Source organism: Halosubterraneus shenae (genome assembly GCF_050510935.1).
GTDB lineage: Archaea > Halobacteriota > Halobacteria > Halobacteriales > Haloferacaceae > JBDGPU01.
Window position 1 is genome coordinate 431149 of sequence record NZ_JBNLVO010000003.1, and the last position, 21744, is coordinate 452892.

The 21744-nt window shown below is 63.0% G+C and carries 17 protein-coding genes; 8 read left to right on the forward strand and 9 right to left on the reverse strand.

All coding sequences use genetic code 11. From position 1 onward, the window contains the following. Nucleotides 1-117: 117 nt before the first annotated feature. From ACQE3M_RS08485 to ACQE3M_RS08505, 5 genes are all read right to left on the reverse strand, one after another. Nucleotides 118-2898, reverse strand: coding sequence for a BGTF surface domain-containing protein (locus ACQE3M_RS08485; RefSeq protein WP_430505159.1), 2781 nt, complete (start codon nt 2896-2898; stop codon nt 118-120). 329 nt (nt 2899-3227) lie between these two features. Beyond that, nucleotides 3228-6521 carry a BGTF surface domain-containing protein gene (locus ACQE3M_RS08490; RefSeq protein ID WP_430505160.1) on the reverse strand — a complete coding sequence of 1098 codons (3294 nt, stop codon included), beginning with the start codon at nt 6519-6521 and terminating at the stop codon, nt 3228-3230. 654 nt (nt 6522-7175) lie between these two features. After that, nucleotides 7176-7940, reverse strand: a complete 765-nt coding sequence (locus tag ACQE3M_RS08495; protein WP_430505161.1) for a VOC family protein — start codon at nt 7938-7940, stop codon at nt 7176-7178. Between the two features lie 1079 nt (nt 7941-9019). Continuing rightward, nucleotides 9020-9574 (reverse strand): TIGR04206 family protein, encoded by a 555-nt coding sequence (locus ACQE3M_RS08500; protein ID WP_430505162.1) that lies wholly within the window; start codon nt 9572-9574, stop codon nt 9020-9022. A 45-nt stretch (nt 9575-9619) separates the two neighbouring features. Then, entirely contained in the window at nt 9620-10729 is a 1110-nt protein-coding gene (locus tag ACQE3M_RS08505; RefSeq protein WP_430505163.1) for an OBG GTPase family GTP-binding protein, read from the reverse strand. A 230-nt stretch (nt 10730-10959) separates the two neighbouring features. Here ACQE3M_RS08505 and ACQE3M_RS08510 point away from each other — a divergent pair, with 230 nt between their 5' ends. Then, a complete protein-coding gene (locus ACQE3M_RS08510) occupies nt 10960-11160 on the forward strand; it encodes a VNG_1110C family protein (protein WP_430505164.1) in 201 nt (66 codons plus the stop codon). A gap of 114 nt (nt 11161-11274) precedes the next feature. On the opposite strand, the gene ACQE3M_RS08515 is transcribed toward ACQE3M_RS08510, so the two are convergent. Together ACQE3M_RS08515 and ACQE3M_RS08520 are read right to left on the reverse strand one after the other, a co-directional pair. After that, nucleotides 11275-12777 carry a carboxypeptidase M32 gene (locus ACQE3M_RS08515; protein WP_430505165.1) on the reverse strand — a complete coding sequence of 501 codons (1503 nt, stop codon included), beginning with the start codon at nt 12775-12777 and terminating at the stop codon, nt 11275-11277. An 82-nt stretch (nt 12778-12859) separates the two neighbouring features. Beyond that, nucleotides 12860-13279 carry a hypothetical protein gene (locus ACQE3M_RS08520; RefSeq protein WP_430505166.1) on the reverse strand — a complete coding sequence of 140 codons (420 nt, stop codon included), beginning with the start codon at nt 13277-13279 and terminating at the stop codon, nt 12860-12862. A gap of 177 nt (nt 13280-13456) precedes the next feature. Here ACQE3M_RS08520 and coxB point away from each other — a divergent pair, with 177 nt between their 5' ends. The 7 genes from coxB to ACQE3M_RS08555 all read left to right on the forward strand — a co-directional run bounded on the left by coxB (nt 13457) and on the right by ACQE3M_RS08555 (nt 19672). Beyond that, the gene (gene coxB / locus ACQE3M_RS08525) at nt 13457-14236 is read left to right on the forward strand and encodes a cytochrome c oxidase subunit II (protein WP_430505167.1); all 780 of its coding nucleotides are present in this window, start codon (nt 13457-13459) and stop codon (nt 14234-14236) included. Nucleotides 14237-14238: 2 nt separating this feature from the next. Next, on the forward strand, nt 14239-16695 hold the full coding sequence (locus tag ACQE3M_RS08530) for a cbb3-type cytochrome c oxidase subunit I (protein ID WP_430505168.1): 2457 nt from the start codon (nt 14239-14241) through the stop codon (nt 16693-16695). Nucleotides 16696-16877: 182 nt separating this feature from the next. Continuing rightward, nucleotides 16878-17339 (forward strand): hypothetical protein, encoded by a 462-nt coding sequence (locus tag ACQE3M_RS08535; protein ID WP_430505169.1) that lies wholly within the window; start codon nt 16878-16880, stop codon nt 17337-17339. Nucleotides 17340-17409: 70 nt separating this feature from the next. Further along, the gene (locus tag ACQE3M_RS08540) at nt 17410-17592 is read left to right on the forward strand and encodes a hypothetical protein (protein ID WP_430505170.1); all 183 of its coding nucleotides are present in this window, start codon (nt 17410-17412) and stop codon (nt 17590-17592) included. Nucleotides 17593-17759: 167 nt separating this feature from the next. Beyond that, nucleotides 17760-18032, forward strand: a complete 273-nt coding sequence (locus ACQE3M_RS08545) for a cytochrome C oxidase subunit IV family protein (protein ID WP_430505171.1) — start codon at nt 17760-17762, stop codon at nt 18030-18032. A gap of 356 nt (nt 18033-18388) precedes the next feature. After that, nucleotides 18389-18787: a universal stress protein gene (locus ACQE3M_RS08550; RefSeq protein WP_430505172.1), complete on the forward strand. Its 399-nt coding sequence runs from the start codon at nt 18389-18391 to the stop codon at nt 18785-18787. 126 nt (nt 18788-18913) lie between these two features. Next, on the forward strand, nt 18914-19672 hold the full coding sequence (locus tag ACQE3M_RS08555) for a GNAT family N-acetyltransferase (protein ID WP_430505173.1): 759 nt from the start codon (nt 18914-18916) through the stop codon (nt 19670-19672). Between the two features lie 28 nt (nt 19673-19700). Here the strand turns inward: ACQE3M_RS08555 and ACQE3M_RS08560 are convergent, their stop codons facing one another. Continuing rightward, entirely contained in the window at nt 19701-20825 is a 1125-nt protein-coding gene (locus ACQE3M_RS08560; protein WP_430505174.1) for a DUF3179 domain-containing protein, read from the reverse strand. 2 nt (nt 20826-20827) lie between these two features. Continuing rightward, on the reverse strand, nt 20828-21619 hold the full coding sequence (locus ACQE3M_RS08565) for an alanyl-tRNA editing protein (RefSeq protein ID WP_430505175.1): 792 nt from the start codon (nt 21617-21619) through the stop codon (nt 20828-20830). Nucleotides 21620-21744: the final 125 nt, after the last annotated feature.

Here is a 21744-nt window from a genome sequence, read left to right on the forward strand (position 1 = left end):
CGTCGAGGACCTCGTGGTCGTCGCTCGGGATCGAGAGCGCTGTCGCTTTGCGGTATGAGTGCGATAAAGAATGCGGCAAGGAGCTGACCCGTGAGGGTCAGTGGTTACTCGAGGTCGTTACTCGTCGCGACGCGTCGCGAGGAGCGCGGCAGCGAGCATCGCGACCAGTGCGAGGATGGCGCCGAAGCCAGGCGTCTCACCCTCCGTGGTCGTCGTCGGCTCTTCCGTCGTTGCCGGCGCTTCCGTCGTCGTGGTTTCCGTTGCGGTTGCCGTCTCGGTTGCCGTCTCGGTGGCGGTTGCCGTCTCGGTTGCCGTTGCGGTTTCCGTCGGCGTCGCCTTCGACTCGACGACGACACCGTCCGCAGAGGCACTGAAGTCTGCCTGCCGGACGCTCACCGTGAACTCGTCATCCACGGATGCGTCTTCGAAGTTGAATTCCGCAGACCACGTGCCGTCAGCTTCGACCGTCACGCTCTGCGTCTTGATGAAGCCAGGCTGGACGCCGGAGGCCGAACGCACGCGCAGCGTGAACTCGCTGCCCGGTGCGACGTTCGTCGTTCCGGTGACCGTCTGGTTCTCCGCTACCTCGACTTCGACCGTCTCGGAGTCGAACTCACCAGTCGGGTCCTCGTAGGTGAACTGCGAGGTCACGTGCTGGTAGTGGTCCTCGGGCGAGGAGTCGTCGTCCGACGTGTCGTAGTCGAGCAGACGCTTGTCGTCGACCGTCATGCGGACGTTGAACACGTCACCGTCCGCAATCTCGCGGTCGCTGTTCTGGAGCACGACTTCGCTCGTGTCCATTACCACGTAGTACGTCTCGTTGTTTTCGTCCGCAACAACCGAGAACGCACCCTCGTCGAGGCTTGCGCCCACGTCAACCGTCTTGCGTTCCTTGTTCGGGTCAGTCGAGTCCGAGGTCTGGCGCACGCGCAGTGCGAGGCCGTCCTGGTTGAGGCCACCGCGAACCGCAGCACCGAACGCTGCCGTCGCGTTGTCCTCACCCGTCGCGTCGAGCAGGCCACCGAGACCGGAGGCCGTGAACTGGTGGACCAGCACGTCGTTGCCCGCCAGCGTCTCCGTCTGCGTCAGGCTATCCTCGTCGACTGCCGTCGTGATCTCCTCGGTCGAACCGAGGTCCGTGTCAGACGGCGCTCTCCACAGCTGGAGGCTGTCCGTCGAACGCGACTCGATCACGAGCGTGCCGACCGTGTCGGCGTTGTCGTTCTCGATCTGGTCGAAGCCGGTGCCGCTGAGCTGCATCTCGTAATCGCCCTGCTCGAGAATGCCCGACACGTCCGTCGTCTGGTCGAATCCAGTGACTTCCGCGTCGGTGTCAGCGTCCGTCCACGCAACCGACTCGCCTTCCTGACCAGCGGTGTACGTGTTGAAGTAGACCGTCACCGAGTCCTGCCCGTTCGCGTCGACCGTGATGTTGGCCTCGTAGCCAACCGTCTCTTCGTCACCAACGCGCAGGTAGGCGACTTCCTGGTCACCCTCGAACGTGAGCGTGATCTCGGACACATCGCCCTGGTTCTCCGTCACAATCTGCTCCTCGAAGTCGACCTCACCGGAGGCGACTTCCGACACCGTGATGGTGGCGGACTCGTCGGTCACACCGGAGCTGAGGTCCGTCACTTCGACCGTGTAGTTACCGGGATCCTGTGCGGAGAAGGTGTAGGACGCCTCACCGGAACCGTCCAGCGTGGCTTCCTGAGAGGTGACGACTTCGCCATCGGAGTTCAGGAGATCGATAACGACATCACGGTCGCCAGCGTTCGCGCTGACAGTGCCCGTGATCTCGTCATTTTCCGTCACTTCCGTGCTGTCTGCCGTCGTGCTCAGGCCCAGATCGCGGACCTGAAGCGAACTCTCGATGCTGCCGTTGTTACTGAAGTCGATGTCGTAGGTGTCGAGGCTGCGGTCCGCAGTGTTGAACAGGAACACTTCACTGTTCTGACCCGTGGACCCCTCGAAGAAGTACGAGCTCTCCTGACCTTCGACCGAGATGTCGAAGCCGGTACCACTACCGACGAGGGCGACACTCGATCCCTGGTAGGCCGTCTCGTTGCTGCCTTCAACGACCGTGGCGCCCGCGAAGCGGACCGTCGCGTTCGTGTCGTTGATGTAGGCGTTCGTGTCGTCGTGGGTGACGCCGTCGATGTTCACGGTGGCCACTTCGGGGTAGGCCTCATCCGTGTTCAGAATGACCTGACCATCGTTATTGGCGATGGAAGCACCGGAACCGTCATCGATTGTTTCGAGCACGTTCCCGTCGTCGTCGTACAGCGTGAACGTGGCACCAGAGATGTCGACGTCGTTCTGGTTGAACGCGATCTCCACAACCGGGTTACCGGAACCGTTCCGGTCGTAGTGGATCGGACTCTTCACCGTGTCCAGGTTCGCGTTGACTAGGTCGAAGTTGAACTGGGTGTCGGATCCTGCATCCTCAGCACCCAGGTTCAGACTCACCGACTGCGCCTGAGCGTTCGTCGTTGTCAGGTTGGCAGTAATGGTGAGCTCTTCGGTGTGGCTATTACTGGAATCTGTGTTGTTGAGATCGAACGTGTACTCATCGCTGGCCAGATTCTCGTTGGTAGCCTTGATGTTGGTTCCGTTAGTGACGTTGATGTCATTGACGGTAACCCCATCCGGATACCCGCTAAGGTCCAGCGTAACGTTCTCTTCAGCGCCTGCATCTAATCCGACCTCAAAGGTCAGGTTCTGTTCTACCGGATCCTGTCCAGTCTTCACGTCGTCGGCGCCCGTGGCGGTCCACGTAGACGCAGACGCAGCCCCAGCTCCCGCGAAGGAGATCGGGACAGCGAAGACGGACAAGACCATGATTGTAGCGAGGAACAGTGCGCGTCCCTTGCTACGATAGTTTGTGTCGTCTGTCATTGTTAGTTAGTTGTTGCAATCGGCGACAGAACCTTTCTCCCAGCTTGGCAAGAACGTCCATCGTTTGCACGTCCTTGCTGAATTTGGTCCGGGATACTCACTGCTGCCACCATGGGTAGGGGTACGGAGAAAACCAGTAGTCGTCGTTATAAATACTTTGTGTTGGAGTGTCCGGTTGTGAAGTCTTGCCACTCCCGATAACACGGGTTTGAATGCTTCAGACGAGTTTTGGTGCCACTGGTCCAGCACCTGTGCAGTCACTCTCTAGTTCGTGATTACTCGATAAAGAATACGGCAAGGACTGACCCGAGAGGGTCAGTGGTTAGTCGTTAGTTGTCGCGGCGGGTCGCGAGGAGCGCGGCGGCGAGCATCGCGACCAGTGCGAGGATGGCGCCGAAGCCAGGCGTCTCACCCTCCGTCGTGGTCGTCGGCTCTTCCGTTGCCGTCGCGGTCGCTTCCGTCGTCGTGGTTTCCGTCGCGGTTGCCGTCTCGGTGGCGGTTTCCGTTGCGGTTTCCGTTGCGGTCTCCGTCGGCGTTGCCGTCGACTCGACGACGACACCGTCCGCAGAGGCACTGAAGTCTGCCTGCCGGACGCTCACCGTGAACTCGTCATCCACGGATGCGTCTTCGAAGTTGAATTCCGCAGACCACGTGCCGTCAGCTTCGACCGTCACGCTCTGCGTCTTGATGAAGCCAGGCTGGACGCCGGAGGCCGAACGCACGCGCAGCGTGAACTCGCTGCCCGGTGCGACGTTCGTCGTTCCGGTGACCGTCTGGTTCTCCGCTACCTCGACTTCGACCGTCTCGGAGTCGAACTCACCAGTCGGGTCCTCGTAGGTGAACTGCGAGGTCACGTGCTGGTAGTGGTCCTCGGGCGAGGAGTCGTCGTCCGACGTGTCGTAGTCGAGCAGACGCTTGTCGTCGACCGTCATGCGGACGTTGAACACGTCACCGTCCGCAATCTCGCGGTCGCTGTTCTGGAGCACGACTTCGCTCGTGTCCATTACCACGTAGTACGTCTCGTTGTTTTCGTCCGCAACAACCGAGAACGCACCCTCGTCGAGGCTTGCGCCCACGTCAACCGTCTTGCGTTCCTTGTTCGGGTCAGTCGAGTCCGAGGTCTGGCGCACGCGCAGTGCGAGGCCGTCCTGGTTGAGGCCACCGCGAACCGCAGCACCGAACGCTGCCGTCGCGTTGTCCTCACCCGTCGCGTCGAGCAGGCCACCGAGACCGGAGGCCGTGAACTGGTGGACCAGCACGTCGTTGCCCGCCAGCGTCTCCGTCTGCGTCAGGCTATCCTCGTCGACTGCCGTCGTGATCTCCTCGGTCGAACCGAGGTCCGTGTCAGACGGCGCTCTCCACAGCTGGAGGCTGTCCGTCGAACGCGACTCGATCACGAGCGTGCCGACCGTGTCGGCGTTGTCGTTCTCGATCTGGTCGAAGCCGGTGCCGCTGAGCTGCATCTCGTAATCGCCCTGCTCGAGAATGCCCGACACGTCCGTCGTCTGGTCGAATCCAGTGACTTCCGCGTCGGTGTCAGCGTCCGTCCACGCAACCGACTCGCCTTCCTGACCAGCGGTGTACGTGTTGAAGTAGACCGTCACCGAGTCCTGCCCGTTCGCGTCGACCGTGATGTTGGCCTCGTAGCCAACCGTCTCTTCGTCACCAACGCGCAGGTAGGCGACTTCCTGGTCACCCTCGAACGTGAGCGTGATCTCGGATACGTCACCCTGGTTCTCCGTCACAATCTGCTCCTCGAAGTTGACATCTCCTTCAGGAGCCTCGGAAACTGTCACAGTATCGGATGAGACAGTGACACCAGAACGGAGATCAGTAACTTCCACTGTGTAGTTTCCAGTTTCTTGAGTACCGAGATCGAACGCTACATCACCTTGCCCGTCGAGAGTGTACAGGTCAGAGGTTACACTCTCTCCATCCTCATTGAGCAAAGTGATACGAACCTGCCGATCTCCGGCATTCGCTTCGACATCACCGGAGATCGATTCGGTCGTATCTATAGCTGTGTTATCGAGAGTAGCACCGAGTCCAAGTTCTCGAACACGAACACTCGTATCTACAGCTCCGCCGTTAGCAGTGATATCGTAGGACCCCAGATTCTTGTTTGCGGTGTTGAACCTGAAGACCTCACTATTTTTGCCGGTGGATCCCTCGAAGAAGAACGACCCGTCTAACTCTTCGATTTGGACATCGAAGTTAGTTTGTGGACCGGAAGAGCTGTCAACGATTGCAACCTGGGAACCCTGGTACGCGGTACGGTTCAGGTCAGCGGCACTATTCTGATCGACAGTAACAGCGGCGAATACAACGTTACGTTCCTCTACAGTGAACTCCTCATTGTCATTCGCAGCAGTTACTCCGGAGACGTTGATTGTCTCTACTTCTTCGATGAGTTCGTCTCCAACATCAATCACGACCTGTCCACTGTCCGCATTCGTTGTGTTAAGGTCAGTATTGTCGAATTGGTATTCCTCGCCACTCGAAGTGTGAACCGTGAACTTTGCGTTGCTCGCATCGACATCACGGTCGAAGGCGAGCTCGATCACACCGACAGTATTCTGCTGGTTAGTCGTTCTGTCGTAATGGGTGACCTTGTTCAGTTCAGGAACACCCTTTGCTTGTTCAATGTCACTTCCGATACTGAAGCTCCCAGACTTACTGTTGGTCGCGTCTGGAGCGTTTCCGTTATTCGGGTCGTAATTACTGTTTGTCGTGGTACTAGTAGACGCAGCGACGTCGTATTTAATGCCGGAGACTTTATCGGCATTACTAGCATCGAAGCTGGAGATATTGAGATCGACCTCTGCGTTATGGTTTGTGTCACTGGATATCTGAATCTCAATAACCTGATAGTCGTTAGTCGTGTAGACGTTCACTCCAGAGACGGATCCAGACCCTGAAACGACACTTGCATCGGATGAACCAATGCTGCTAACATCTACACCATTCTCCGACAGGTCAGTAACGTTGACGTAGATATTGTAATCTGCACTCCGGTCTGCTTCCACGAGACCACTCTGGTCTACCTGAATACCGGAGACAGTCTGGGAATTATCGTTGTCCATCGCGATATCTCCAGGGGACCCACCGGATGAGATAAGATCAGTCAGAGAGAAGGTGAAGGTCTTTGAGATACTCGCATTTTGGGCCTCAATCGGATACGAAACTGATTTTGTGTGAGGTGAGGCTCCTGCAGTATTATACGTAACATCAACAGTAACGCCAACATCGGTGTGATTTGCAGATCCATCTTCGGTTGCAGTGATGTTGATAAGATCACCAGAGACGGATTTACCGACATTGACATCGCTGTTATTACTGGATACGCTCACGCTTTCAATAGTCGCACCAGTACTGGTCAACTCAGATGTATTTATTACGAAGGTTTCTGTGTCACCACTATCGATGTCAAATGTGAAATTCAGTTGCTGATTTGCATTCGAACTTTGTGATTCTACGTCTGTCGCACTATCGGCTGTCATGTTACTTACCGTCGCCGCCGCACCGCCTGCAAATCCCAGGGGGATTGCGACGACAGACAGTATCATCACCATTGCAAGGAACAAAGCACGTCCCTTACTACGGTATTCTGTATTCGTTGTCATAGTTGTGTATTGTTTTTCGTAGCGCGGTTTTTCGGACTACTACTGACGATAATAACCTTCGCTAGGTCGTCATAGTTACTCAACCCCGCTTTAGGGTAGGGGTGCATGTCTAGGTTCCTACAACGTACATTAAATGTTTTGTGTCCGCATTCTAGTTTGGCTATCAACAATTCACAGAACGTTCTAATTCCAAGAATGGACCCAAGCTTGAATCCCGTATTATATTCGGAAGTACCGATCCAAAATTAGAAAGTAATGACTCAACTCCGCATTTGAGTAATCTTTTTTGAAACGTCGAACTTGACCTCCAGTACGGGACGACCCAGAGCGTCGCTCCCCCTGACGACGCTTCGTCCCGTCATTGCCAGACCCCGACCCACCGGGCGGCTCCCACCCGGTTCTCACTGTAGAGCCGCTGGGGGCAACGTTTTTGACGCTGGTTGTGCATAGCTAACACGTCGGGGGTCTGGCATGCCTTCTGGAACTCCCCGACCGGTTCCGCGCCGTCGGGACTCGCCGCCCGGTCCCGACTCCCGGAATCGCTGACCGGCGACTACTCGACGTCCTCTTCCCTCAAACCGCTCTCGCTACTCGACAGCACCGCTCGAGTCCGAAAAGCCGCTCAAAAGCCCCGCGGTTCCGCGGCCGGCGTCTCTACTCCCGCGTCAGCAGCTCGATCTCGTGGCCGTCCTGGTCCTTCGTGAACGCGTAGTTGTGGTCGCAGGACTCGGGGTCGCGGTAGTCTTCGGCCTCCCGGGTCATCAGCGTCTCCCAGGCGTCGTCGAGGTCGTCAACGCGCACGCACACGTGGCCCCACGCGTCGCCCATCGTGTACGAGCGCCCGTCGTAGTTGTACGTGAGCTCGATGGCCATCGCCTCCTCGGCGGCGTCCTCGGGCTTCAGGAAGTAGTTCGAGAAGGTGTCGGACTCCCAGCGGCCGGTGTGCTCGTACTCGAACTTGCGGGTCCAGAAGCCGAGCGCCTCGTCGGCGTCCTCGACGCGGATCATCGTGTGGTCGAGGCTCCACTTCGCGCCGTGGTCGCGCTGGACGATCTCGATCTCGTGGCCGTCCGGGTCCTTGACGAACGCGTAGCGCCCGCCGCAGGACTCGGGGTCGCGGTAGTCCTCGACGCCCGCCTCCATGAGCTGGTCGTACGCGGCCTCGAGCTCGCCCTCGGGCACGCGAACCGCGATGTGGCCCCAGGCGTCGCCCATCTCGTAGGTGTGGTCGCCGTGGTTGTAGGTCAGCTCGAGGACGGCGCCCTCGTCGTGGACGTCCTCGGGGCCGAGGTAGACGTTCGTGAACGTCTCGGCCTCCCAGCGGCCCTTCTCCTCGTAGTTCAGGTGCGTCTGGTACCAGTCGAGGCTCTCCTCCAGATCCTCCACGCGCATCATCACGTGGTCGAGCACGCCGTTCATACACACGGGTATTCGACGGAACGGCGAAAAGCATACCGAACGCGGAATTATCCTTCCTCGTCCTGCACTGTTGGAGCGTCCGTGGCTGGGCTTTATAAGTATACTAGCAGAAATGAGATATTCTTGCTCTTGAGGGCACCCTAAACGCTCGGAGAGCCCTCGACCGATCGCTATGCATGGGTTGGTTCAGGTGATACGGACTCGCTCTTAACAGCACCGCAAACACCCAGAAAGCCCTCGGCCGCTCTTTTGAAGCGGATTTGAACAGGTGATACGGTCTTGCGCTCGACAGCACCGCAAACAGCCAGAAAGCCCTCGGCCGCTCGCGGTCGCTGAACGACATATCCACGCCTCTCAGCACCGCCTGGCGTGGATAGAGGTCGATTCAGCGACTCCGTTACACCGCGACCGGCCGTCGCCCTTTCAGTCCGCCAGGACCGCGACAGCTACAGCACCGCGACCCCAACCGCAATCCTCAGTCCTCCCCAGCCTCGGCCGGGGCGCGCCGGCCCCGCACAGCTCGGCGCGCCCCGGCCTCCCTCGCACGCGTTGCTCGCGCGCGCCAACCGCTCCGCAACGCACGCCGGGAAGCCGGCGAGCGTCGACAGCCGCTCAACCGCCGGTCGCGACGCCCGGCAATCACTCGGTGGGTGGGACTGAAAGGGGCAGCCGCTGAGCGGGACGCTCTGCGACGTAAGCACCGCAATCCCGGCGAGCGACCGAACGGAGTGAGGGAGTGAGCCGGGTGAGGAGCGCAGCGAGCAGCGCGACCGCTCAGCGGGTGGGGCTTTCTGGGTGTGCCGAGTGGTGGCGCCCACGACAACAACCGATCAAACCACGCAGAAAGCAACCGTCTCAGCAGCTGGGGCTTTCCGGGGGTGCCGAGTGGTGTCACCTGCGACGGATGCCGACCTCGTTTATAAGCGCAAACAGTCAGCGCCTGCAGCTTGCGAGGGTTACTGAGTGGTCTCGTCGGCAACGGAGTTAGTCCGTATTTATAAACAGAAGCGCCCGAAGGCGGAGAGTTCCACACTCGGGAGAGTACCGTCACGAGCGTCGCAAGCGACGACGAGTGAGTGCTATCGCTCGCCGGGCGTGAAGATCGCGCGGACGTCCGCCCGGTACATCACACCAACAACGGCCCAGGTACCTGCAGCCCCGATCGGCAGCACGGAGAACAGGCCGGCGTCGAGCCCGACGCCGAACCGGTGGGCCACGCCGAGCGTGACCCAGAAGGTTGCGATGCCAGCCAGCACGAGCACGCCGCCGGTGACCCGCCGGTCCTCGCGGCCGACGGTCGCCCCGAGCAGCGCGCTCGCCAGCGCGACGGCGTGGAGTCCGAGCGCGAGCGGCCACGCCTGGATCGACTTCGGGAGCGAGCCGAACGAGCGCGGCTGCTCCGCGAAGAACGTCCACAGTGGATACGCGTGCGTGCTCGCGTCCGCGAACGGCGTCACGAGGTGGAGGAAGCCCCACTGCATCACGAGCGTGAACCGGTCCGGCCCCGCCTCGATAGCCGTCACGGGAACGAACACCAGCGCGGCGATCGCGAGGACGGCGCCGAGCGAGCTGGTCGCTGCGCTCTCTCGAGGGGGGTCGTCGTCAGCGCGATGCGGTAGCGAATCGGTAGACATGGAGAGGGGAGTGACTGTGTCTGATTCGACGACGCTCGGGCCGGCTTACTTCCGCGCGACGATGCGGAGGACGTCCTCGTCGGCGAGTTCGTGGGTCTTGCCGACCTGCTGGTCCTCGTGTTCCGCGCTCTCGCCGGAGACGCGCGCGAACTTGAACCGGTCCTCGAACTGGCCGCCGATCTTCTTGCAGGCGTCCTCGACGGTGGCGCCCTCGTAGAGGATCAGCGGTTCCTCGTAGTCGACGCCGCGACCCGGCTTGTCCATGTAGATCCGGATGAGGCCGAGCTCCTCCCAGAGGCGCTCTTTGAGGCCGTCGAGCCCCCGCTCCTTCTCCGCGGAGATGAACACGCACTCCTCGGGGTCGAGGTCGCGCTCGCGCAGCTCCTCCTTGACGGTCGGGAGGTAGTCGCGGTCGATGAGGTCGGCCTTGTTGACGGCGACCATCGACGGGAGGTACTCCCGGTTGTCCATCACGCCGTCGATAAGTTCGTCGATGGTGACGTCGTGGGGGATGGTCACCTTCGCGTTCACGTAGCCGTGCTCGCGGAGGACGTCCTTGACCGTGTCCTCGCCGATCGAGACGTCGTCACCGAGCGTCACCTGGATGCCGTCCTTGTGCGTCTTCCGGACGTTGATGTTCGGCGGCTCCTTGTCGAGCCGGATGTTCGTCGCGTACAACTCCTCGGAAAGACGGTCGTAGTGCTCGATCTCGAAGACGGACAGCAGGAAGACGACGAGGTCCGCGGTCCGGACGACCGAGAGGACCTCCTTCCCGCCACCGCGGCCGCCGGCCGCGCCCTCGATGAGGCCCGGGACGTCGAGCAGCTGGATGTTCGCGCCGTTGTACTTCAGCATGCCCGGGTTGACGTCCAGCGTCGTGAAATCGTACGACCCGGTCTCGCTGTCCGCGTTCGTCAGCGCGTTGATGAGCGTCGACTTGCCGACGCTGGGGAACCCCACGAGGGCGACGGAGGCGTCGCCGTGCTTCTCGACGGCGTACCCCTGCCCGCCACCCGCGGAGGACTGGTTCTCCAGCTTCTCCTTCTTCTCCGCGAGCTTCGCCTTCAGCCGCCCGATGTGGCTCTCGGTGGCCTTGTTGTATGGCGTGTTCGCGATCTCCTCGCGGAGTTCGTCGATCTCCTCCTCCAGTCCCATTACACAATACTCGGCTATTGCCGTCGTTAAACCTGTTCCTTCCACCCCGACGAGCGCCCCTCGACCCTGCCCGCCGGCGATCTACAGGCAGTTCCGGCACTCGACGGTTTTTTCCGTGAATTGGCTCGGGCGACCGCGGCCGACAACCCGTATAAGAACGCTCCGCTTTCTTTCGGCGTCCGGCGTTTCGATAGAATTTTCAGTCACACACGGTTCACTCGAAGCGTCGAATGCCGGAACCGGCACACCTCCGCGACAGCACGCAGATCGTCCTCCCCTGTGACACCCTCGAAACGGTCCGTGAGGACCTCGAATCGGAGTTCACCGTCACCGTCGCCCGGAGCGACGACCTGTGTCGGATCATCGGCAGCCCCGTGGAGATCAAAGACGTCAGCGAGTACCTGACGCGACACGGGATCCCCATCGCCTGAGTCGTCGCGAGCGACGACGTTCGTCCCGACTCCCGCCGGTTCCGTTTCTCTCCGACTCTGGTTCCGTTTCTCTCCGACTTCGCTGGCGCCGCGCCCGCCAGGGACCTGCTCGTGCTACAGGTCGTACAGTGCCGTGAACTTCTCGTGGACGTAGTCGCTGAAGTAGTCGGCCGTCAGCGGCTCGCCCGTCGCCATCTCGATGAGCTCCGGCGTCTCGTACCGCTGGCCGTAGCGGTGGACGTGCTCCTTCATCCATTCGCGGATCGGGTCGAACTCGCCGTCGCGGACGAGTCCGTCGACGTCGAGGTCCTCGCGGATCGCGTGGTTGAGATGGGCGGCGACGATGCTGCCGAGGGTGTACCCCTGGAAGGCGGCGAACCCGGAGGTCCAGTGGATGTCCTGCAGACAGCCCTCGGCGTCGGTGTCCGGCGTCACGCCGAGGTACTCGTCCATCTTCTCGTTCCAGAGCGTGGGAATCTCGTCGACGTCGACGTCGCCCTCGACGAACGCCTGGTCGATCTCACACCGGAGGATAATGTGCATGTGGTAGGTGAGCTCGTCGGCCTCGACTCGGATGAGGTTCTCGGGGTAGATCCGGTTGGCCGCCTCGTAGGCTTCCTGGGCGGTCAGGTCCTCGACGCCGTCGAGGTGCGTCTTGAGCTCCGGGAGGAACGCCTCCCAGAACGGTTTGGTGCGACCAACGTGATTCTCCCAGAAGCGCGATTGTGACTCGTGGATGCTCCGGCGGGACTGCCCCACCGGCTCGCCGTATCGGTCCTGTCGGAGCCCGAGCTGGTAGCTCGCGTGGCCGTACTCGTGGATCGTCGCCGTGAGCGCGTCGAGCGGGTCGTCAGGCTTGAAGCGCGTCGTTATGCGCGCGTCGAACTGGTTGCCCGCCATGAACGGGTGTGGCGCGGTGTCGAGTCGCCCGCGCGACTCGTCGTAGCCGAGGAAGTCGAGCGCGGCCTCACACAGCGCGCGCTGGTCGGCCTCCGGGTACTCGCCCTCGAAGGGCGTCGCGAGCTCTCGGCCCGAGGACCGGATCTCGTCGACGAGCGGCGGCAACTCCTCGCGCAGCCGGTCGAACAGCGCGTTCATCGTCTCCAGCGAGATGTACGGGTGGCCGTCCTCGTACATCACCTCGTATGGGGGCTTCTCGGGGTCGATCTGCTCGGCGCGCTCGATGCCGAGGTCGCGGATCCGTTCGAGCCGTGGGGCGAACAGCTCGAAGTCGTCCTCGGCCTTCGCCTCCTGCCAGATCTCCTGGTTCTCGGCGGCGACCTGGGAGATCTCCTCGATCAGGGCACCGTCGACATCGGCCTTCCGCTCGTGCTCCCGCCGGATCTCGCGGACGTTCGCCGCCTGTTCGTCCGAGAGCGCCGCCGACGCGACGGCGGCGAGCCAGTCGGCCACCTCCTCGTCGACGAGGAGCTCGTGGCTGGTCGCGGAGATGGCCGAGAGCTGCTCGGACCGCCCGGGCGTGCCACCCTCGGGCATCATCACCTGCTGGTCCCAGTTGAGGAACATCGACGCCTGTCGGAGGTTCGATATCCGTCGGTAGCGGTCGATAAGGTCGGCGTACGCTGGCGGCGAGTCGCGCGCGTCACTCGATGGCATGAATCGTGGCGCGAGCCCGGTATATAAAGAACCGCGGAAAGCGGAAAGAGAGCGATAGCGGAGTGAAACGACCTCGGTCGGTTTAGCCGCCGAGGTCGACGACCAGCCGCACGGCAATGACGAGCACGAGGAGCAGCCCGACCGAGAGCGAGCCGACGACGACGCCCTGCGCGTTGCCGAGGCCGCGCTGGCGAGTCCCCGCGTACGAGCTGATGAAGACGAAGCCGAGGATGAGCAGTCCGACGATCGCGTAGACGATGTTGAAGAAGGTCGCCCCGAGCGACTCGGAGATCCCGAAGCGGCCGACCGCGAGGGCGGGGAGGAGACCTACCGCGAGCGCGCAGCCGACGAAGACGATCGCCCAGACTGCCGGGGACTGCGCGAGCGAGCGCAGGCTCTCGGCGATCGCCTCGTATCGGTCTCCGGTCTCCTTGGTCGGCGGCTCACGCCGGATGCCCAGTCGCGCGACGGCCATCGCCGTCGCAACCACGAGCAAGCCCATCAGTACCGTGCTCAGAAGTGTTAGCGAAACCATTGCTGAATACGTTCCTCGTTAGCGGAAGGTCAGTATCTGTGTACTAATAGCCTTCGTATATCGACTGCGATCCCGACGACGAGGACGCTACAAAAGAGCTAAGTGCGGCTTGGCCTACCTTCCGACCAAGGGCCGACAGAAGACATGATTGAGTCACTATTATTGGCACAAGCGTCGGGTGGCGTCCGTGCCCAGGCGGCGGTCTTCAACGAGATCTTCACCGTCTTCCTGGGCCTCGGCACGCTCGTCGGCGTCGTCGTGGTCGCGTACACGCTGTACAACGCGTACAAGTACCGTGACCGCGGCGAGGTCGGTGAAAAGGAAGACGTTCCCGTCCTCGGCGAGCTGCCGACCGGACAGGGAGGGCCGAAGGCGAAGAAGCTCTTCCTCTCGTTCGGTCTCAGCGCGATCGTCGTGATCAGTCTCGTCGTCTACGCGTACGGACTGCTCCTCTACGTCGAGGAAGGACCCTCCGAACAGAACGTCGAATCGGACATGGAAGTGGACGTCGTCGGCTACCAGTTCGGCTGGGAGTTCCAGTATCCGAACGGCGCCACGGCACAGAACACGCTTCGCGTCCCCCAGGACGCGGTGATACGATTGGACGTCACGTCGAGAGACGTCTGGCACAACTTCGGGGCACCGGAGTTACGCATCAAGTCCGACGCGATCCCCGGACAGACCTCGGAGACCTGGTTCTCGACGCAGGGCGAGGACCTGAGCCAGAACGAGACGGTTAGCTACAAGGTGAAGTGCTACGAGCTCTGTGGCTCCGGCCACTCCTACATGGATGGAGAGATCATCGTAATGAACGAAACCGACTTCGACAAGTGGTACAAGAGCCAGGCGCCAGAGACGACGAACTCCTCGAGTACCGGCAATAGCTCGGACGAGAGCAGTAGCTCGGAGGATGGGGGGCACTAACGATGTCGGGACTGCCACCGACGACCTCCGTCAAGCGCTGGCTCGTTACGACGAACCACAAGGACGTCGGGCTGCTCTACACGATCACGGCGCTGTTCTTCCTGCTCTTCGGCGGGACGCTCGCGCTGCTGATCCGCCTCCAGCTCTGGACGCCCGGAGCGCAGGTGCTCTCCGGCGCCGCCTACAACGAGGCCGTCACCGCCCACGGGTTGGTGATGGTGTTCTGGTTCCTCTCCCCGCTAGCGTTCGGCTTCGCGAACTACTTCATCCCGCTCCAGATCGGGGCTGACGACCTGGCGTTCCCGCGCCTGAACGCGCTGTCGTACTGGATGTACCTGTTCTCCGGGGTCCTCCTGGGTATCAGCTTCTTCCAGGGCGGCACGCTCAACGGCGGCTGGACGCTGTACGCCCCGCTGAACCTCCCGATGTACACGCCGAGTATCGGCTCGACCGGGGCCATCCTCGCACTGACGATGTTCATCATCGGCTCCACCGCCTCGACGGTGAACTTCCTGACGACCATCCACCATTCGCGCGCGGAGGGTATGGGTCTCATGGACATGCCGATGTTCACGTGGGGTATGCTGGCGACCACGTGGATGATGCTGTTCGCGTTCGCCGCATTCCTCTCCGCGCTGCTGATCCTCTCGGCTGACCGCATCATCGGGAGCCTCTACTTCTCGGCGACCGAGGGTGGCTCACTGCTGTGGGGCCACCTCTTCTGGTTCTTCGGCCATCCGGAGGTGTACATCGTCTTCTTCCCGGCACTCGGGGTCATGCTGGAGCTGTTCCAGACGTTCTCCGCTCGCCGGCTCGTCGGGCGCAAGTGGGTCATCATCGCCATCTGTCTGATCTCCGTCCAGTCGTTCCTCGTCTGGATGCACCACATGTTCCTGACGACGATCAACCTGGAGATCAAGACGCTGATGATGGCGACCACCATCGGGATCTCGCTGCCCTTCGACCTGCTGGTGTTCGCGATGATCTACACGCTGATCAAGGGGCGGATTCAGTTCACCACGCCGTTCCTCTTCGCGTTCGGCGCGCTACTACTCTTCATCCTCGGGGGCATCACCGGCGTCTTCCTCGGCGCCATCGTCCTCGACTACGAGTTCCGCGGTACCTACTGGGTCGTTGCGCACTTCCACTACGTGATGTTCGGGGGTGCGACGGCCCTCTTCGGCGGCGCGTACTACTGGTACCCGAAGGTCACCGGGAAGATGTACGACGAGTTCCTGGGGAAGGTCCACTTCGTGATCTTCTTCATCAGCTTCAACATGGTGTACTTCTCCATGTTCCTGGGCTGGGAGACGCCGCGCCGCGTCTTCGAGTACAACCCCGCGTTCACGACGTTCCACCGGATCGGGACGATCGGGGCGTTCATCCTGGGACTCTCGTTCTTCATCATGTTCTACAACTTCGCGAAGTCCTTCGTCGCCGGCCCCGACGCCGACGACAACCCGTGGGACTACACGCGAACGGCGGAGTGGGCCATCTCCTCGCCGCCGCCGCTGGAGAACTGGGACGGCCGCCCCTCCTACGCCTCCGGCAAGCTCGAGTTCGTCAAGGACGCGGTCGCCGACGGCGGTCACGGTCACGGTAACGAGGCCAGCAACTACGTGCTCGCGGACGAGGTCGACCACCCGAGCCACGCCAGCATCTGGCCGCTCATGCTGTCGCTGGCGACGGGGATCTTCCTCTTCGGGCTCACCGGTATCCGGAGCGCGGTCGACGTCACGCAGACGGAAGCCCTGCTGAGCACCGGCATCTCGATCGTCAACCCGGTGTACCCCGTCGCCTTCGTCGCGGGCACGTTCCTCCTGATCTGGAGCGGCGTCCGCTGGGGGCTCGAGGACTTCTACGCGCCGCCGATGGGGATCGCCGAGCGCTGGCCCTTCGAGGGCATCGAGAAGGTGAAGCTCGGCATGTGGTTCTTCCTCGCGTCGGACGTCATCGTCTTCGGCGCGTTCATCTCCGCGGCCGTGTTCATCCGCGTCAACGCCGGCTGGCGGACGTGGGAGCCGCTCCCCGCCGCGCTGCCGGGGCTCATCAACACCATCGTCCTGCTGACCTCGTCGTTCACGGTCATCCTCGCGCTGGTGTTCGCGCGCCGCGAGAACCGGACGGGGCTGCTCGCCAGCCTCGGCGCGACGCTCGTGGCCAGCATGACGTTCCTGGCCATCAAGGGCTGGGAATGGCACCACGAGATCTACGACAAGAACATCACGCTGACGCACAACCCGCACGGTGACCCGGTGCAGTCCTCGATCTACTACATCACCACCGGTCTTCACGGGATCCACGTCATCGGTGGCATGCTCATCGCCGGCTTCCTCCTGTACCGCGCCTACAATGGCGCGTACATGAAGGACTCGCGGCCGGTCGAGTACTTCGGCCTCTACTGGCACTTCGTCGACATCGTCTGGATCTTCCTGTTCCCGCTGTTCTACCTGTTCTGAGGGGATTCCCCTCAGGCGGTTTGCGGCCGTTTGCGATTCTTCGTTTTTGTATTACCGGCGAAGTGGCAGTAACGCCGTCCGTTGTGCTCGGTGCGGCCACGTGGTAGTGACTGGTCCAACAGTGACTCGGACTCGTCGCGTGAGAACGCACGACCTAAGCCGTTCCTCGCCCAAGGCGGTCCATGAGCGACACGCTGGTTCGGCGGCTCCGGATCGCAGCGATCGTGTTTGGGACGATCACGGTCGGGATCCATCTCTTTCACACGACCTACGGCGGCGCGGTGCTACCGATATACCTGACTGCGGGCAACATGGCCGATCCGCGGCCGCTCGCGTTCCTGCTGGGGAGCTTCGCCATCCTGTTCTGTGGCATGCTTGCGTATTACGATGTCGCACGCGGTCCGGCGTACCTCGCTATCGCGGCCGTCTCGCTGACGTTCGTCGTCGGGTTCGGCATCTGGCACACGTTCTTGGACCACGGCGGCTTCTGGCCCGGCCTGAGCTCCTACGGACACGACACGCGGCACCCGCTCGTGATCGTCTTGGACCACCTGCTCTCGGATACCCTCGCCCTGGTCTCGAAGATCGCCGAGGTCGGATTAGCCGCGGCGTCGCTGGGGCTGTACCGGCTGGACGCGGACTGAGAGTGGATTACGGAGCCGACGAGCGCGGAGTGACGGCAGGTATATACGTTCGAGCCACCCAGATCGAGCCATGCTCCCCGACGTGCTGTTCTCGGAGACGTTCCTCCGCGGGGTCGTCGCCGCGATCGCCGGCACGCTCTACTGGGTCGGTGGACCGGTCGTTGCCTACCTGCTGTACAAGCGCTGGCGGGGGGTCGACCGCGACGACGATCCTGCCGGCATGAACGCCACCGACCACGACACCGACGGGTAAGGGTCGGCGGTCCCGTTCGTACGAGTGCGCCCGGGCGGTAGCGAAATCGGGACGGTATCTTCACTCGGAGGAACTGCCAGCGACCGAGGAGAGCCCTCGGCAACCGGGCAATGCCGCGGTGATTCGGTAAATCCTTAAACCAGCGAACTAACGGTCATGTACGAAGCATGGCTACGGACTCCATCAAATTCTATACAGGGATCTACGTCGCGTTGATGGCTCTCGCGACTCTGAACTACATCCTCTTCGAGAGCGGACTCGACTTCGCGTACAGCGTCGCGTTCGGCGGCACGATGGTCATCGCCGCCGCGAAGACGCTGCTCGTCGTGGGGTACTTCATGCACCTCCGCTGGGAGAACAAGTCGCTGAGCTACCTGATGACACTCGCGCTCGCCCTCACGCTACTGCTGATGGCGGCCGCCTCGTACTCCATCTCGTAACGCGCGACGTCCGATCCCTGTTTTCCGCCGCTTCGTTCCGACTCACCTGCTCCCAGACGTTTCTCCGCACTGGCCTGCCCACTTGCATCGGCTCCACTCGCGCGTCCTCGCACGACCGCACCGACCGCGCCGACTGTTCCACGCATTGACCCCGAGCCGTTCTCGCTTCGCTGATTCGACGGTCGATCTTCGGTCGGACTCGGGCCGCGAGCGCTACGGTCCCGGGCCGAGGAGGGGAACCCCCGATGAGTGGCAGGAACCCGTCGATGTCGACGTCGAGAGATGGTCTGCCGTGAGCTGGCACCCGCATTGAACTGATGCCAAAAACCAAACCGGATGCGGTCAAACACCCACCCATGTATCACGTACTACTGGGCGTGGACGACGACGAGAAGCTGGCCGAGGACATCGCGGACGAGATAACGAACCTGCCGGGCGAGCCGGAAGACGTCTTTGTCTCGGTATTCCACAGTTTCGTCGACAATCCGGCCGGCGCGTCGGCGACGCAGGTCGGACCGGTCCGCCGCGCGACCGAGCGCCTCGAGGCGGCCGGCTACGACCACGAGGTCCTGGAGGGCAGCGGGGACCCGGCCGAGGCCATCCTCCAGACGGCCGGCAACGAGGACGTCGACGCCATCGCCATCGGCGGGCGCTCGCGGTCGCCGGCCGGGAAGGCGCTGTTCGGCAGCGTCGCCCAGACGGTGATCCTCAACGCGGACCGCCCGGTCATCATTGCGGGGAAGGCAGAGGACTGACGCCGTACCCCCAGCTGGCTCCCGGCTCGAAGCCCGTTAGCCCCCGCCCCGGCGGCCGACGCCGGACGGTGGCGACACCCACGGGAGCCGGCAGAACTTTTGTGAGAGCGGTCGGTACACTCCTACATGGAGCTCAGAGAGGCGACCCCGGAAGACGTCGAGGCGATCAGAGCCGTAGCGCACGCGTCGCTGACGGAGTCGTACGGGCACGCCGTCGACGAGGACCTCCTCGAGGAGGCCATCGACGGCTGGTACGACCCGGACGAGCTCAGCGAGGACGTCGTGACGCCCCGGGTCGTGTTCCCCGTCGCCGTCGAGGACGGCGAGATCGTCGGGTTCGCGGAGAGCTACGTCGTCGAGCACGTACGCGAGCGGGTCGGCGAGATCGACTGGCTCCACGTCCATCCGGACCACCGCGGCGAGGGTATCGGGTCGGAGCTCCTCGCCCGGGTCGAAGCCGAGCTCCGCGAGGCCGACGTCGACCGCATCGAGGGCCGCGTCCTCGTCGCGAACGAGGCCGGCACGGGCTTCTACGAGCGCGAGGGCTACGAGCAGGGCGACGACCGGACGATAACGGTCGGCCGCGAGACGTTCCACGAGCGCCGATACGTGAAGGACCTCACGGCGGAGCCCGGCACGCCGGAAACCGCGGTCTACACCGCGCCCGACGGCGAGCGCGTCCACGTCGCGTACGAGGAGAGCGAGCGTGGCTCCGACGGCGCCTTTTACGCCGCGTACCTCGACGAGAACCACGAGGACAAGTACGGCTACTTCTGTGGCAACTGCGAGAGCCTGGACACCGCGGTCGACACGATGGACCGGATCGAGTGCAACGACTGCGGCAATCGCGGGAAACCGTCCCGCTGGGACGCCGCGTACCTGTAGAGAACGGTTTTTCTCCGCGCGGGCAACCTTACGCGTCGGCGCCGAGGTAGAAGGCGTCCGGACCGTGGTCGTCCTGCCAGGCGAACGCGAACAGTCGCCGTGACGGCAGCCGCGCTAACGGCTCCGCAGCGACGCTCCCGCTCTCGCCGGTGTGGGCCGCGGGCGCGTCGACCGGTTCGCCGGTGACGCCGTCGAACAGCGCCCCGCCGGAGTCCGCGCTCGCCCGGAAGCCGCCCGGGGCGTCGCGCCACTCGTAGCCCGGGTTCTCGAACGCGTGGATCCCGTCCTCGGTCGCGAAGACGACGACGTCGACGCCGCCGACGGTCGCGGTGACGACGCCCCGCTCGTGCCCGGCGGCGCCCGGCGACTCGTCGTCGCCGGCGACGACGCGGCGCGGGAACCCGAGCGCGTCGCCGGCTATCTCGACGCCGAGGACGACGTCCTTCGGGTCCAGATCCTCGCGGTCCCACTCGCGGGTGCCGGTGCCGCGATGGGCGTCGAGGCCGAAGCCCTCCGTCTCGAAGTACGCCTCGTAGGGGGCCTCGTCGTACTCGATCGGTTCCGGGTCGGGGGCGTCGCCGGCGGCCTCGCTCTCGCCGCCGGGGCGCGCCAGCACGTCGCCCGCCGGGTAGTCGTCGCGGAATCGCTCCCACGTCGTCAGGCTCGCCGGGCGCACGTCGAGTTCGGTGCCGGCGAGCGGCCCCGCGATGGCCTCGCCGAGGGACTGTTTCCACTCGGAGTCGGTCTCGCGGTCGTACATCACGAGGTCGTCGGCCGCGAGCTTCCCGGAGACGCCGAAGGTCAGGACCTCGGGCGCTTCTCCGTCGCCAGCCGCTTCGACCCGGCGGTCGTAGACGACCGCGGAGCCACAGAGCGGGCACCAGGTGACCGCGATCGGAACCCCACCCAGCCGGTCGTTGACGATCTCGTGATAGTGGAGGTAGCGGACCGGATACGCACGAGCAACGGTCCTGGTCTCAGTATCGGCACCGCTCTCCGCCTCGACGGTGACGGCGATCACCTCGTCCGCGGGGTCGCCCTCGTAGGTCCCGGCGTATTCGGGCTCGTCGACGCTCGGGATCGCGTCCCGCGGGATTACCTGTTCGACGTCGAACTCCCGGGCCTCCCCGGTCGCGCGCTCGGAGTCGGTCACGATTACTCCTCGTGGTGAGCGTCGAGCGCGAACTCGATCCGCTCCTCGTCGCTCCCCTTCGTCTCGCGGCCCGTGACGACGACCTCGCCGATCTTCTCGGTGTTGGAGACGTGGGTCCCGGCGCAGGCGGTCCGGTCGTAGGGGTCGTCGCTGCCGTCGGCGCCCGCGATCTCGACGATCCGGAGTTCAGTGATCGAATCGGGGAGGAGGTCGATGCGCGTGCGGTCGGTGTCGAGTTCGGCCTCCGCCACCTCGCGGTCCATCGTGTAGTGGTCGACGTCGCGTGCGTCGGCGACCAGCTCGTTCAGGCGGTCCTCGACGTACTGGAGGTCCTCGTCGCTGAAGCGGTCGTACTCGGCGTCGAGGTGGGCGTGGTCGTCGTACAGCTGGTTGCCCGTCGTCCGTGCGTCGAACTCCTCCAAGAGGAGCGCGGAGAGGAGGTGCTGGGCCGTGTGGTACTGCATGTGTGCATATCGGCGGTTCCACTGGAGCTCCCCCGTGACGGTCGTCCCCGGCTCCGGGAGGTCGAGCCCGGCGTCGCCGCCGAGCTGGGCGTCGTTCGCGACGGCGCCGTTCTCGGGCTTGACGGTGTGGTAGATGGTGTCCTTCTTCTGCACGTCGGTGACGCGCCAGCGGTCGCCGTTCGCGGTGATGAACCCGGTGTCGTTCGGCTGGCCGCCGCCCTCGGGGTAGAAGTGCGTGCCCTCGAGGACGAGTCGGTCGTCCAGCGATCGCTCGACGGTCGCCTCGAACTCCTTGACGTAGCTGTCTTCGAGATAGCGCTGCTCGGTCATGCCGGAGGGAAGTCGGTGTAGCTACTTACCCCTTTTCGACAGCACCCCCGCTTTCCGATAGTGGTCCGTCCGGGGCAGCGAATAAAAACGAAGTCCGGCACCGAACCGGCAAAACCAGCTGAGGG